Annotated in this window: 12 protein-coding genes; 3 read left to right on the forward strand and 9 right to left on the reverse strand. The window is 60.7% G+C overall.

Annotated features, from left to right (window positions below):
• Nucleotides 1-14 precede the first annotated feature (14 nt).
• The 4 genes from ACQY1P_RS02710 to ACQY1P_RS02725 all read right to left on the reverse strand — a co-directional run bounded on the left by ACQY1P_RS02710 (nt 15) and on the right by ACQY1P_RS02725 (nt 4509).
• The gene (locus ACQY1P_RS02710) at nt 15-1358 is read right to left on the reverse strand and encodes an MFS transporter (RefSeq protein WP_430253863.1); all 1344 of its coding nucleotides are present in this window, start codon (nt 1356-1358) and stop codon (nt 15-17) included.
• Nucleotides 1359-1439: 81 nt separating this feature from the next.
• The gene (locus tag ACQY1P_RS02715; protein WP_062459166.1) at nt 1440-1757 is read right to left on the reverse strand and encodes a DUF4387 domain-containing protein; all 318 of its coding nucleotides are present in this window, start codon (nt 1755-1757) and stop codon (nt 1440-1442) included.
• 1 nt (nt 1758) lies between these two features.
• Nucleotides 1759-3120, reverse strand: a complete 1362-nt coding sequence (locus ACQY1P_RS02720) for an acyclic terpene utilization AtuA family protein (protein ID WP_325265902.1) — start codon at nt 3118-3120, stop codon at nt 1759-1761.
• A gap of 21 nt (nt 3121-3141) precedes the next feature.
• The gene (locus ACQY1P_RS02725) at nt 3142-4509 is read right to left on the reverse strand and encodes an LLM class flavin-dependent oxidoreductase (RefSeq protein WP_082476357.1); all 1368 of its coding nucleotides are present in this window, start codon (nt 4507-4509) and stop codon (nt 3142-3144) included.
• Nucleotides 4510-4692: 183 nt separating this feature from the next.
• On the opposite strand from ACQY1P_RS02725, the gene ACQY1P_RS02730 reads away from it, so the two are divergent.
• The gene (locus ACQY1P_RS02730) at nt 4693-5718 is read left to right on the forward strand and encodes a LacI family DNA-binding transcriptional regulator (RefSeq protein WP_082476356.1); all 1026 of its coding nucleotides are present in this window, start codon (nt 4693-4695) and stop codon (nt 5716-5718) included.
• A gap of 46 nt (nt 5719-5764) precedes the next feature.
• Here ACQY1P_RS02730 and ACQY1P_RS02735 read toward each other — a convergent pair whose 3' ends face one another.
• From ACQY1P_RS02735 to ACQY1P_RS02750, 4 genes are all read right to left on the reverse strand, one after another.
• A complete protein-coding gene (locus ACQY1P_RS02735; protein WP_113166496.1) occupies nt 5765-7045 on the reverse strand; it encodes a TRAP transporter large permease in 1281 nt (426 codons plus the stop codon).
• A gap of 1 nt (nt 7046) precedes the next feature.
• Entirely contained in the window at nt 7047-7577 is a 531-nt protein-coding gene (locus ACQY1P_RS02740) for a TRAP transporter small permease (protein WP_062459152.1), read from the reverse strand.
• Between the two features lie 158 nt (nt 7578-7735).
• Nucleotides 7736-8725, reverse strand: coding sequence for a TRAP transporter substrate-binding protein (locus ACQY1P_RS02745; protein WP_162734864.1), 990 nt, complete (start codon nt 8723-8725; stop codon nt 7736-7738).
• A gap of 169 nt (nt 8726-8894) precedes the next feature.
• The gene (locus tag ACQY1P_RS02750) at nt 8895-9887 is read right to left on the reverse strand and encodes a substrate-binding domain-containing protein (RefSeq protein ID WP_325265899.1); all 993 of its coding nucleotides are present in this window, start codon (nt 9885-9887) and stop codon (nt 8895-8897) included.
• A gap of 80 nt (nt 9888-9967) precedes the next feature.
• Here ACQY1P_RS02750 and hisD point away from each other — a divergent pair, with 80 nt between their 5' ends.
• Both hisD and ACQY1P_RS02760 read left to right on the forward strand, forming a co-directional pair.
• Nucleotides 9968-11278 carry a histidinol dehydrogenase gene (gene hisD / locus ACQY1P_RS02755; protein ID WP_430252776.1) on the forward strand — a complete coding sequence of 437 codons (1311 nt, stop codon included), beginning with the start codon at nt 9968-9970 and terminating at the stop codon, nt 11276-11278.
• A complete protein-coding gene (locus ACQY1P_RS02760; protein ID WP_430252778.1) occupies nt 11275-12027 on the forward strand; it encodes an SDR family NAD(P)-dependent oxidoreductase in 753 nt (250 codons plus the stop codon). The genes hisD and ACQY1P_RS02760 overlap by 4 nt, the downstream gene beginning before the upstream one ends.
• On the opposite strand, the gene ACQY1P_RS02765 is transcribed toward ACQY1P_RS02760, so the two are convergent.
• A complete protein-coding gene (locus ACQY1P_RS02765) occupies nt 12024-12962 on the reverse strand; it encodes a 3-hydroxyacyl-CoA dehydrogenase (protein WP_062577807.1) in 939 nt (312 codons plus the stop codon). The two genes, ACQY1P_RS02760 and ACQY1P_RS02765, sit on opposite strands and share 4 nt — an antisense overlap.
• Between the last annotated feature and the right edge of the window lie 59 nt (nt 12963-13021).

The raw sequence follows: 13021 nt of genomic DNA on the forward strand, positions 1-13021 counted from the left end.
GATTGCTCCCTGTCTTATTGATGGTGATGAATGGTCTTTGAGGATGATGCCGGTTGGGGCAGCGAGCCGCTCTGTTCGTCCTCGAGATCGGCACCGGCCGCCTCGCGCAACGGAATGATCGTGACGACCGACAGGCAGGCGGCGGCGATGATGTAGCAGGCAAGCGGTATCCAGCTTCCCGACCAGGCCCAGAGCGCGGCTGCGATCATCGGCGTCGGTCCGCTCCAGAGCACGGTTGCGAACTGATAGGCGACGGACACGCCGCTATAGCGGACCGACGCCCCATACTGCTCGGCGAAAAGGCTGGGCTGGGTGGATTGCGTCGTCGCCTGTCCGAAGATGATGGACACGGTCATCGCAGCGGTGATCCAGAATACGCTCGCCGTATCCATGAGAAGAAAGAACGGCACGATGAAGAGGCCGTTGAAGATCATGCCCCCCATGAACACACGCTTGCGGCCGATCCGGTCGGAAAGTCCGGCAAACAGGGGCTGGGCGATAAAGCAGAAGACGGCTGCGATCATCAGCGAATTAAGCGCCGTCGCCCGGTCGATGCCGACGACCGTCGTCAGATAGACCAGCGAATACACCGCCACGATATAGAAACTGGTGTTTTCCGCGGCCTGACAGGCGACCAGAAGCGCTGTCTTCTTGCCATGCTTGCCCAGCACGTCCACGATCGGCAGGCGCTGGCGTTCGCCACCGGATTTCAGCTTCTGGAAGCTTGGCGATTCCGCAAGGCGTCTGCGGAGGAAGATACCGAAGACGAGAAGGATGCCACTGAACAGGAAGGGCAAGCGCCATCCCCAGGCCATGAACTGCTCGGGCGTCGTCAATCCGCCGACAAGCGCCATCACGCCGGACGAAAGAAGAAGGGCCGCCGGAATGCCCATCTGCGGCCAGCTGCCGAAAAAGCCGCGCGTCTTGTTGGGCGCGTGTTCGACGACCATCAGGGTCGCTCCACCCCATTCGCCGCCAACCGCAAAGCCCTGCAGGAAGCGAAGCACGGTAAGCAGGATCGGCGCCCCGACGCCGAGGACTGCATAGGTCGGGATAAGACCGATCAGAAATGTGATTCCGCCCATCATGGTGAGGCTGAGGATCAGCATCGCCTTGCGGCCGATCCGGTCACCGAAATGGCCGAACACGATGCCTCCGAGAGGCCGGGCAATGAACCCGATGGCGAAGGTCGCGAAGGCCGCGATCATACCTGTGACCGGGTCGAATTCCGGAAAGAACAGTTTGTTGAAGACGAGTGCCGTGGCGGTACCGAAAATGAAGAAATCGTACCATTCCAGGGTCGACCCGATAAAGCTCGCCAGTGCGACCTTGCGGATGTCGGATGTTTGCGTGGCCATGAAGCTCCTCCCCGAGCTGTTATTGGCAATCGCATGGGTCTCCCTCAAGCCTCCAGCGGAAGACCCATGCGCAGATCGTGGTTAGTTTTCGAGCGGGATATCGACATCCAGCAGGGGGGCGTGCTGTTGCGCACCGTAGACGTCGGTATCGCCGATATCGCCGGCGGGAATCGCTCGCGGGAACGTCGCCTTGAACGCAGCGGCGGTATCGTAGGGCGTAAACAGCACGTCTTCTTCCTTGACGCCGTAGAGCCTGGAGAAAAGGGCCGCATTGAGCGTTCCCGTCGCCTTCACGCGGCGGTAGAGGTCGTGATCCTCGAACAGGACGTCGATCGTGACGTTGAAAGGACCGGCATTCTTGCTCTTGCAGATCTGGGCGATGTCTCTGATGAGGGCCATTTCACACCTTCTCGTATTCGATGGGGAACAGGGCGCAGGGATCGCTGACTTCGACCGTATGGAAGATGCTGAAGCGATACATCGGCCCCATGTCGATATCCGACGGACTGAACGGGAACGCCATGTTGCCTTCCTTGCACAGACGCCCCGGAAAATCCGCATGCAGCATCGAGGTGCGCGCCATGGCGATGACCGCATTGGCGATATCCGCCGTCTTGGCGACAACCTCGATCACGAAGCCAAGTTCGTGGCTCGTGATCTGCTTCACCGGCTCCCAGCCGCCCATGACGCCGTCCTTGCCGTAGCAATGGATGATCATCCGGTAATCGTCGCGCGGAACGCCGAAGGATTCGGCCTTCACGGCAACCTTCTCGCGATGGGTGGCGAGATAGTCGTCGATCTGCGAGATCAGGATCGGATCGCGCGTGCCGCAGATCGCGATGGACCGGTAACCGGCCATCTCGACGCCTTCGAGCTTGATCGTGTACCGATCGGCCGGCGTCCAGGTCATGCCGTCGATCTTGACGGCACGATCGCTGATCGCCTCGAACCGGCAATCGGTCGTGTCCAAGAGACCACCGGGCTCGACGTGGTGGATCGGGCTCGAATTCTCATGCAGCGCGAAATTCGCGACGGCCAACGGCGTCGAGCGCCGAATCGGGTTCGGCGGCTCGCAGACGACATGGTCGTCGCGAACGCGAAGGAAAATGCAGTCCGGCTCCTTTGGCACGGTCGGCTCGGCGCCGCATTCCAGCATCTTGCCCGCATACCACGACGGTGCCGGCGCCATGCCGGCCCGGATGGCGGGTGCCGCCCACTGCGCCGGATCGCTGCTTCGACCGGCCAGAATGACTTGCGCGCCCTCATCGAGTGCCTTTGCAAACGGCTCCGGCCCCATCATGCCGACGACGCGGGTAGAGTTGTCGATCATCTGCCGGTCGAGCGGCTTCATCTTTGCCAGCGGTTTCGTGAGGCCCTTCTCGGCCCAGCCGGCAAGGTCGCTCTTGCTCTGCTCGGAATGGATCAGCGCCATCTTGAACGACAGCCCCTCCTCCCGCGCAATTTCCCGCACCAGGGCTGCCGTATCCTGCAGATGCGGCTCGCCGCCTGCACCACCGGACGTGCCGATGATGCAGGGAATACCGGCCGCAATGCTGGCTTGCAGCATCAGCCGCAGGTCACGCTTGACCGAAAGGCGCGAGCAGAAGGACGTTCCGGCACCGAGATAGTAGGGCCCCGGATCGGTACTGCCGCCATCGCAACCAATGACATGCGGCTCCCACGACATTCCGATCTTGAGCGATTCCTCGGCATAACCGTAGCCGAGGATGCCGCTCGTCGAGAGCATTCTGAATTCTTTCATCACTCTTCTCCGACTGCTCGCTTATTCCGCCGCCTGGCGCTGGGCGGGATGAACCGGCATGGGAATGCCGAGGTTTTCGCGCAGCGTCGTGCCGGCATAGTCCTTCTGATAGACGCCGCGACGCTGGAGCTCCGGCACCACGTAGCGGACGAAGTCCTCGTAGGCGCCCGGTGTATGGGTGGCCGCAAGCACGAAACCGTCACAGGCTCCTGATGTGAACCACTCTTCCATCTGGTCGGCGACCATGGTCGGCGTCCCGCAGAAGATCGGAAACTCGCCGATCGTGCCGCGGCCCGAATAGTGCACGAAGTCACGCACGGTCGGATTGGGTTTGCCGCTCAGGGAGATGACGCGCTCCTTGAAGCCCGACCATGACAGCTTCTTCAGCTCCTCGTCGGTGAATTCGCTATCCATCGGCTTGCTGGCGAAATCGAAGTTGAGCGCTTCCGACAACAGCACGACGGCATCGATCGGCTTAGCGAGCGCACGGATGTACTCGCGCTTTTCCTCGGCAATTTCCTGGCTCTCTCCAACGCAGACGTAGCAGGCCGGGCAGATTGCAACCTCGTCGGGATTACGACCGGCGGCAGCGACCTCCTGCTTCACGGCGGCATACTGTTTCTGCCCGGCCTCAAGCGTCGGGTAGACGACAAAGATCAGATCGCCCCACTTGCCCGCGAACTCGCGTCCGCGGCCGCTCTGGCCTGCCTGGATCAGCACCGGGCGCCCCTGCGCCGACGGAGGCACCGGCAGCGGACCCTTCGAACTGAAATACTTGCCCTTGTGATCGAGCCGATGGACCTTCTTCGGATCGGCAAACTGGCCGGTCTCCTTGTCGACGATCAGCGCATCGGGCTCCCAGCTGTTCCAGAGCCCTGTCACCACGTCCAGGAATTCGTCGGCCCGCTCGTAACGCAGGTCATGGGCAAGATGCTCGACGCGGCCGAAGTTGGCCGCCTCGGAATTGTTGAGCGAGGTCACGACGTTCCACGCAGCACGACCCTTGGTCATCAGGTCGAGCGTTGCGAACAGACGTGCCACATGGAAGGGCTCGTAATAGGTGGTCGAATAGGTGATGCCCAGGCCGATATGGCTGGTTGCCATGCCGATCGCCGTGATGATCGAGACCGGATCCATCTTGACGACGCGAACGCCGTTCTCGACCGCTTCCTGGTGATCGTCACCGTAGATGTCGGGCATGGCTAGACGGTCGTCGAAAAAGGCGAGATGGAACTTGCCGTCCTCAAGGATGCGTCCGATGCGCTGGAAATATTCGGCGGACAGAAAATCGGTGGCGCCGGCAGGATGCCGCCATGAGCCGGGCGCAATCGAGCAGTTCTGCGCCTGCAGGAAGCCCACCATTTTCATCTGGCGTTTTGAAGTAGACATCGTTCCTCCCGTGTCATCGTCAATCGCAAATATATGCGCAAACGTTTGCGCACTCCGATCCAATCGCTTTCTGGAGGAGATGTCAAGTTGGGAGCGAATATTTTGTCATGCAGGCCCTCTTTTTCGCATCGGTGCGGATGCGGAGTGGCGCGACAGGGCGCAGCTGTTTTGTTATGAATCGGTATGAACTCAACACTGCCGCCTTCCACACCGCGCCGAGCGACGGTCGTTACCCTGTCAGCACTGGCAGGAGTCGCGCCATCGACGGTGACCCGCGCGCTCAAAGGCGACACGCGGATTTCCCAAAAAATGCGGGACCTGATCATCGGGCTTGCGAAAGAACACGGCTACATGCCGAACGTTCTGGCGCGCACGCTGTCTTCGGGGAAGAGCGGTCTGTACGGACTTGTCCTCGGACCGGCTGAAAACCCGTTCTATACGGAGCTGTTGCACGAAGCGACGCGACAAGCGGAGAAGCTCGGCTTTCGCCTCCTCATCATTCATGCCGGCGGCGGGCCTATCGAGGATACCACTGCGCAAGCGCTGATTCAGTACCAGGTCGATGGCTGCATCATCTCGTCGGCCATATTGTCCTCAAAGGCCGCCGACATCTGCGCCCAGAACAACGTCCCGCTCGTGATGGTCAACCGCGTCGCACTTTCGCACGGATGCTTCGTCACCTGCGACAATCGTGCTGGCGGTGCTGAGATGGCGAAACTTCTGATGTTGCGAGGATGCCGTCGTTTCGGACTGATCTACACCTCCTCCACCAGTTCGACGTCTCGCGAACGCGAGGAAGGATTTGTCGCCGAACTGGAACAGGCCGGTCTGGCACTCTCGCTTCGAATCGACGGCCACTCCAATTACGACGGCGGTTTCGAGGCCGGTCGCGAGATCGCGGCGATCCCCTCGGCCGAGCGCCCGGATGCGATCTTCGCGTTGAGCGACATCATGGCCATGGGCGTCCTCGACGCACTGCGCCTGGCGTCGATCGATGTGCCCGGCGACATCCTGGTTGCAGGCTTCGATGGCGTTGCGGCGTCCGCCCGGCCGATCTACGACCTCACGACAATCCAGCAGCCCCTGCCCCTGATGATCCAGCGCGCCTTTGAACTGCTGCGAGCGCGCACGGTCGATCCGAGCCTGCCGGACGAACTGATCGCCATGCGCGGCAAGCTGATTGTTCGCGGCTCCACCGGCCGGGCATGAAAAAGGGCGCAAAAAGCGCCCTTCCTCGATCCAAAATCCGTGCAGCCTATCCCCCCGCTTTCGGAATATACATCACGATTGCCGGGAAGAAGTAGATGGCAAGCACGGCGAACAGCATGATGACGACGTATGGCAGAGCCCCGTACATCACCTCCTTCAAACTCGATTTCGCCACCGATTGTATCACGAAGAGGTTCATACCCACCGGCGGCGTAATGAGCGCGATCTCGATCATCAGCACGAAGTAGATGCCGAACCAGATCGGATCGATTCCGTGCACGCCGAGCGACGGGAGGAGCACCGGAAGCACGATCAAGATCATCGCGATCCCCTCCAGGAACAGGCCGAGCAGGAGCAATACCGCCGTGACCGCCAGCATGAACATGCCAGCCGTCTCGATATTAACGGCGATCCACTGGGAGATTTCGTATGGAATGCGGTAAAGCATGATCGCCTTGCCGAATACGTTTGCCCCCGCAATGATGAGCAGCAGGTTCGCCGTGGTAAGACCCGCGCCGAACACCGCCCCCCGAAAATCTGCAAAAGACACGCCCCGGCGTATGCCGAACACGTAGATCAGGGTCATGACGAGGCCCACAGCTGCCGACTCCGTCGGCGTGAAGACGCCTGCATAGATCCCGACGATCATCGTCAGCGCAATGACCATGGTCGGCAGGGCGCGAAGGCTTGCAGCCATCCGACCACCCGGTCCGGATTCACCTTTTTCCGCCTTCGGTGCCGCCCCCATGAACGACTTGACGATGCAGTAGATCAGGAACAGCACGATCAGGAACAGCCCGGGCCCGACGCCGGCAAGGAACATCGAGGCGGTGGACTGCTCCGCGACCGCCGAATAGATGATCAGCGGAATGGACGGCGGGATGAGGATGCCAAGCGTTGCGCCAGCAGCGAGCGTTCCCATGACAAAGCGACGATCGTAGCCGCGCTTGGTCATCTCGGGAATTGCCACGGTGCCAATCATGGCCGCAACGGCCACGGAAGAGCCCGAGATCGCGGCAAAGATGCCGCAGGAGATGATCGTTGCGATCGCGACACCGCCGCGCACGCCGCCGACCCATCGCTGCACCGCATCGAACAGGTCTTTCGCGACCCCCGCCTTCAGCAGGATATTCGACGTCAAAAGAAACACCGGCACCGCCAGCAGGATGAAATTGTTGACCGAGCCGAGGAATTCCATCGACACGCTGGCGAGCGGCACGTCCTTCATCAGGAGAAGAACGATACCCGTCGTCGAAAGCGCGATACCGACCGGTATGCCCGCAAACAGAAAGACGAAGAGCGCGACTAGTACGATAACGCTTTCCATATCAGATCTCCTCGTGCGCGAGTTCGAGCTTGCGTCGCTGCCCCGTCGCAACAAGCAGGATCAGTTCCAGCGCAGCCTGGACGAAGAAAAGAAAGAACCCGATCGCGACCGGCAGGTAGAAGAGCCAATAGGGGATGCGCAGGACACTCGCCGTAGCGCGGCCGACTGTCGCCGCGTCGATTGCGGCAACAAGCGCCTCGAAGGAGACGACGGCACAGGCGAGCGCAATGATCGCAAAGCTTATGCCTTCTAGAACGACCTTGGCGCGTTCGCCGACCGCATCGGAGAAAAGCGTGATCGAGATCAACTGCCGGCGCCCCATGCAGGCTGGAAACAGCAGGAATGTTGCCCAGACCATGCCGAGACGTGAGGTCTCCTCGACCCAGTCCGTCGGACTGTTGAAGAAGTATCGCGACGCCACTTCATAGGCGACGATGATACCGATGAAGAGGTAGATCCATGAACTGTATTCACCGATCCTCATGATGGTCGACTCGATTGTGCCGACCCATTTCTTTTCTTGCGGGGGCATGGTGCCGTTCCTCCCAGACGTTCGCGTCTGACCCTCTCAGACGCTGCGCGAATGCGCGTTTCGCCGCGACGGTGGCATTGCGCCCCGCCCTTGTTTTTGGTGTCGTGCTTTTACATTGTGCCGACTCTGTGCGAGGCGGCGCGGCTAGCCAATTGCCGCTACTGAAGCTTTTGCGCTTCGTCGAAAACAGATTTCGCAAGGTCGTTTCCGTTGTCGTAGAACGACTTTGCGACAGGTGCCGTTTCCTCTTTCCACCGGACGATTTCATCCGGCGTGAGATCGATGATCTCCATCTTCTTCGCGAGAACCTCGCGCGTATGCTTGGTGGCATCGAAGATGCGATCCATGAGCACCGTCTCGAGTTTCGCGGCCTCCTCCTGGAAGATCGCACGAAGTTCGGTCGGCATCTTTTCGAGCGCTTTTTCGCTCATCAGGGCGAAATGCGTCTCATACATGTGGTCCGTGGCGATGACGTAGCGCGAAACCTCGAAAAGGCGGCGTTCCTCGACCGACGGCCATCCCGTCAGCCCGCCATCGACGATACCGCGCTGAAGCGCCAGGAACTGTTCGCTACCGCTGGTGACGACCGGAGCGGCTCCCACGGCCTCGACGAATTCGCTGACGGTAGAGCCGAACGTTCTGATCTTCAGGTTGCGCATATCCGCAGGGACATGAACTTCCTTGTCGCGGGTGATCATCGTGATGAAGCCATAAGGGATCCAGAACATCGCGCGAGACCCGGTCTGGTTGATCCTCTTGTCGAGTATGGTCCTGATCGGGGTTCCGGGCAGCACAGCGCGATCAAGCTTTTCGCGCGTATCGAAAAAGAATGGCACGGCGAACACGTTGAGAGCGGGCACGGTGCCGGCAAGGATGGATGCAGAGGCAATTCCGATATCGATCGTGCCGTTTGCAACCGCCTCGTCCATGTGCTGGTCGCTGACGAGTGAACCAGAGTCATAGAATTCGAAGGTAATTTCGCCGTTGGTCCGCTTCGACACGTTGTCTGCGAACTCCTTGATGACGTTGGTGAGGTAGTGATTGTGCGGAACGCTGGTGGCGACGCGAAGGGCCCGCTCGGCGGCGAAACCCTGTCCCGTTCCCATCACAAGAGCTGCCATAACGACAGCAAGTGTCTTGAGCTTCATCTTATCCCTCCCGGTCAATGCTTGCATCCGATGACTCAGTTGCGACCTCCTTATCGCCGCTGCAGATGCGCAAACGTGTGCACTAACTTTCGCAAATTTGCCCGTCCCGTCAAGTTTTTTTCTGCCGACGCGCGAAATATCCTGCATCCCCGGTTGCGCCGGATCGTCTTCAGGCACTGCCGCGCACAATCAATTTGCCAGGCAGGATGCTGGTCGTCGTCACGTCGAGTGGAACGGTCTTGCTGGCCTGTATCAGGCCCACGACCTCGGAGATCATGCGGGTAATCGGCTGCCGGATCGTCGTCAGACGATAGGATCTCCAACCGGCCATGGGAATGTCGTCAAATCCAACGATCGAAAGATCCTCAGGTGCGGACAGTCCAAGTTCGCGGGCAGCATCTATGGCGGCGAGCGCCATGATGTCGTTGCAGCAGAACAGCGCATCCGGACGGTTTTTTGCTGTCAGCAGTGATAGCACTGCGCCGTAGCTGCCTCGGTAGGTGAACTCCCCGTTTCCCTCGGCAAGCACGGAATGCCCGCTCTCGCGTAATGCTTCGGAAAAGCCTTCCGCCCGGTCACGGTGGGTAGACGTGTTGGAGATCCCGCCGATGAAGCCTATCCGTCGGCGCCCCCTGCCGAGCAGAAAAAGTGCCGCATCACGACCGCCTGCGTGATTGTCGCACGCGACCGCATTTACGCGGACATTGCGCTGGATCCGGTTGAGCAGCACCACCCGGATGCCATGCTGCCGGCAGGCGTTGGCCATTCCAGACGTCAGGCTTGCGGAGGTCACGACAAGTGCGCTGGGGCGAGCGGCAAGGATCTGCGGCGTCAGCTGGTCCATGTCCGCCTGCGGCGGGATGGCATAGACGAGCAATTGTCTCCCGACCGCCTGCAGTGCTTTTGCGAGCGTGTCGAGAACGAGTGGATAGAACGGGTTGGCGAGATCGCCTGCCACCAACGTCACTGTACCGGCGGAGATCACCTCGGCAGTACGGCGCGCCGGACTGCTATAACCCAACTGCGCTGCGACCTGAAGGATACGCTGTCTTTTCAACGGATCGATGGACGATCCCGGCGAAAACGCGCGTGATACCGCGGCGATGGAAACGCCCGCCTCATGAGCGACCTGCTTGGCTGTCGGCTTCAAAACAGACTCCATGAAATTTTTTCACACAATGATGAAAACTTGCATTCAACGTCGCTAGCACATTACGCTCGATGTCAAAAGGGAGGTGAGACATGTCAATTCGCTATATGAAACAGGGGAAGGCGGCCGCCGAACGCGCCGAGGATGACGCCAAAGTCAGGACGCTTGTCGAAGCGACGCTCAAGGACATCGAAACCCGAGGCGACGCCGCAGTACGCGACCTGTCGGCGAAATTCGACAACTTCTCTCCGGCCTCGTTTAGACTGACCACGTCCGAGATCGAGGCGGCAATCAACAAGGTGTCGGCTCGCGACATGGACGACATCAGGTTTGCCCAGACTCAGATCCGCAAATTTGCCGAAGCCCAAAGAGCGTCGATGACCGATATCGAAATCGAGACAATGCCGGGGGTCTTCCTCGGCCACCGCAATATTCCGGTCCAGTCGGTCGGTTGCTATGTTCCAGGCGGCAAGTACCCGATGGTCGCGTCGGCGCATATGTCTGTCCTCACGGCCTCGGTGGCGGGCGTTCCCCGCATCGCAGCAGCGGCTCCGGCCCAAAAAGGCGAACCCCACCCCGCCATCGTCGCTGCAATGCATCTCGGCGGGGCCCATGAAATTTATGTCCTCGGCGGCATTCAGGCGATCGGCGCGATGGCGCTCGGGACCGAGACCATTCGCCCGGTCGACATGCTTGTCGGCCCCGGCAACGCGTTTGTTGCGGAAGCTAAGCGCCAGCTCTACGGGCGCGTCGGAATAGATCTCTTTGCCGGCCCGACCGAAACGATGGTCATTGCGGACGAGACTGTGGACGCGGAAATGTGCGCCACAGACCTTCTGGGGCAAGCCGAACATGGCTACAATTCCCCGGCGGTTCTCGTGACCAATTCGGAGACGCTGGCGAAAGCGACGATCGCTGAAATCGATCGAATTCTCGGAATCCTGCCAACTGCCGAAACCGCTTCCGTATCCTGGGGCGAGTACGGCGAGATCATCGTCTGCGACACCTACGAGGAGATTCTCAACGTCGCCAACGACATCGCCTCCGAGCACGTGCAGGTTATGACAGACCGGGACGACTGGTTTCTCGAAAACATGCATTACTACGGTGCGCTCTTCCTCGGCCCACGCACCAACGTTGCCAATGGCGACAAGGTCATCGGCACCAACCATACTTTGCCGACGAAAAAGGCGGGGCGTTATACCGGCGGTCTCTGGGTCGGCAAGTTTCTCAAGACCCATTCCTACCAGCGCGTCACAACGGACCAAGCGGCGGCTGAGATCGGCGCCTATTGCTCGAGGCTGAGCATGCTCGAGGGTTTCGTCGGCCATGCCGAACAGGCGAACTTGCGGGTGAGACGCTATGGCAACCGCGACGTCGCCTATGGCGAAGCAGCCGAATGAGCGGCCTTTTCAATCTTGGCGGAAAGCGGGCGCTCGTCACCGGCGCCAGCCGTGGCATTGGACGCGCGGTCGCCGAAGGCCTTGCCGAGGCGGGTGCCGAAGTAACGCTTTGCGCGCGCTCGCGGACGGAGATCGAGGAGGCCTGCGCTTTGATGTCTACGCGCGGCTGGAGGGCGCGGCCGCTTGTGTGCGATGTCACCGACATTGCCGGCTTCCGCCAGCATGTCGAGGCGCAAGCGCCGTTCGATATCTTTGTCAACAATGCCGGCACCAATCGCCCCAAGCCGCTGACCGAGGTCACTGAAGACGACTACGATGCCGTCTTCGGCCTGAACACGAAGGCTGCAATTTTTGCAGTCCAGTCCGTGACGGCCGTTATGCTGAGGCACGCTAGGCGGGGCACCGTCATCAACATGTCCTCGCAGATGGGCCATGTCGGCGCGGCCAACAGGACACTCTATTGCGGCTCAAAATTTGCGATTGAAGGTTTTACCAAGGCGTTGGCGGTCGAACTTGGACCTGCCGGCATCCGCATCAATACCCTTTGCCCCACCTTTATCGAGACACCCATGACCGCCTCGTATTTCGAGGATGAGGAGTTTCGCCGCGAGACGCTGTCCAAGATCAAGCTAGGTCGCCTGGGGCAGCCGGCAGACGTCGTCGGCGCCGCCATTTTCCTTGCCTCCGACGCGTCGTCCCTGATGACCGGCTCGGCGTTGATGATCGACGGCGGCTGGACGGCGGACTAGTCCGCCACCGCCTGCTTCGCCCGGACGATCCGCATCAGCATTTCATCGCGCCAGGAGCGTCTGGCATCGAGATCCTGCTCTGCGAGCAGTTCGCGACGCTCCGCATCCGCCCGTGTCACCGCATCCGGCGCCCAGCCTCGGTCTGCCCTGCGCTGATCGGCAAATCCGGCATACATCGGCCCGAGCCGTTCGGCATAATCTGCAAGCCCCTTCGGCGCGTTGAGATCGATGGTCTCGAACGGTCCCATGAACGACCAGCGCAACCCAAGCCCGTCGCGCACCGTGCGATCGATGTCTTCGGCCGTAGCATACCCTTCCGCAAACAGTGCAAACGCTTCGTCCAGCAGGGCGCCCTGCAACCTGTTCAGCACGAAGCCGGGAATTTCGCGCGACAGCGACACGGCTGACTGCCCCACATCCTCCATCAGGCGCCGGACACGGCTCGCTGCCTGTGGCGCAGTCCAGGGCGTCGGGACGATTTCGACCAGCGGCACGAGATGCGGAGGATTGACGGGATGCACCACCATCAACCGCTCCCGGTTGCCACACTCCTCATAGAACGCCGACCCGGGAAATCCTGAGGTGGAACTGCCGACGATGGCATGGGCGGGAAGCACCGCATCGATCGCAAGACTGACCTCGCGCTTCACATCGATCCGCTCGAACGCCGACTCCTGTACGTAGTCGCAGCCCGACACAGCCTCGCTGAGGCTCCGCGCAAAACGGATGCGCGACAGGACCAAAGACACGTCGCCGCAAAGCCCCCCGGCCGCAAGATCGCCGACGGCCTTGTCGATCTGCGCGCCGATGACAGCCTCGGCGTTTTCGCGGGCATCATAAACGGTGACGTCCATGCCGGCTCGCGCGAAGACAATCGCCCAGCCCTGCCCCACCAGACCTGCGCCGACGATGGCAACGTTCCTGATCGCATTCATGTCCTGGATCTCCCCTTGTGAGCTGCAGTCAAAGGCAGCGCCTCCACGCTGGCTGGGTG

Origin of the sequence: Neorhizobium sp. DAR64872/K0K18 (assembly GCF_050500175.1) — a bacterium.
Taxonomy (GTDB): Bacteria; Pseudomonadota; Alphaproteobacteria; order Rhizobiales; family Rhizobiaceae; genus Neorhizobium; species Neorhizobium soli.

Coding starts and splice junctions, on each gene's coding strand:
- ACQY1P_RS02710 (WP_430253863.1), bottom strand. CDS start 1,358: ATGGCCACGCAAACATCCGACATCCGCAAGGTCGCACTGGCGAGCTTT.
- ACQY1P_RS02715 (WP_062459166.1), bottom strand. CDS start 1,757: ATGGCCCTCATCAGAGACATCGCCCAGATCTGCAAGAGCAAGAATGCC.
- ACQY1P_RS02720 (WP_325265902.1), bottom strand. CDS start 3,120: ATGAAAGAATTCAGAATGCTCTCGACGAGCGGCATCCTCGGCTACGGT.
- ACQY1P_RS02725 (WP_082476357.1), bottom strand. CDS start 4,509: ATGTCTACTTCAAAACGCCAGATGAAAATGGTGGGCTTCCTGCAGGCG.
- ACQY1P_RS02730 (WP_082476356.1), top strand. CDS start 4,693: ATGAACTCAACACTGCCGCCTTCCACACCGCGCCGAGCGACGGTCGTT.
- ACQY1P_RS02735 (WP_113166496.1), bottom strand. CDS start 7,045: ATGGAAAGCGTTATCGTACTAGTCGCGCTCTTCGTCTTTCTGTTTGCG.
- ACQY1P_RS02740 (WP_062459152.1), bottom strand. CDS start 7,577: ATGCCCCCGCAAGAAAAGAAATGGGTCGGCACAATCGAGTCGACCATC.
- ACQY1P_RS02745 (WP_162734864.1), bottom strand. CDS start 8,725: ATGAAGCTCAAGACACTTGCTGTCGTTATGGCAGCTCTTGTGATGGGA.
- ACQY1P_RS02750 (WP_325265899.1), bottom strand. CDS start 9,887: ATGGAGTCTGTTTTGAAGCCGACAGCCAAGCAGGTCGCTCATGAGGCG.
- hisD (WP_430252776.1), top strand. CDS start 9,968: ATGTCAATTCGCTATATGAAACAGGGGAAGGCGGCCGCCGAACGCGCC.
- ACQY1P_RS02760 (WP_430252778.1), top strand. CDS start 11,275: ATGAGCGGCCTTTTCAATCTTGGCGGAAAGCGGGCGCTCGTCACCGGC.
- ACQY1P_RS02765 (WP_062577807.1), bottom strand. CDS start 12,962: ATGAATGCGATCAGGAACGTTGCCATCGTCGGCGCAGGTCTGGTGGGG.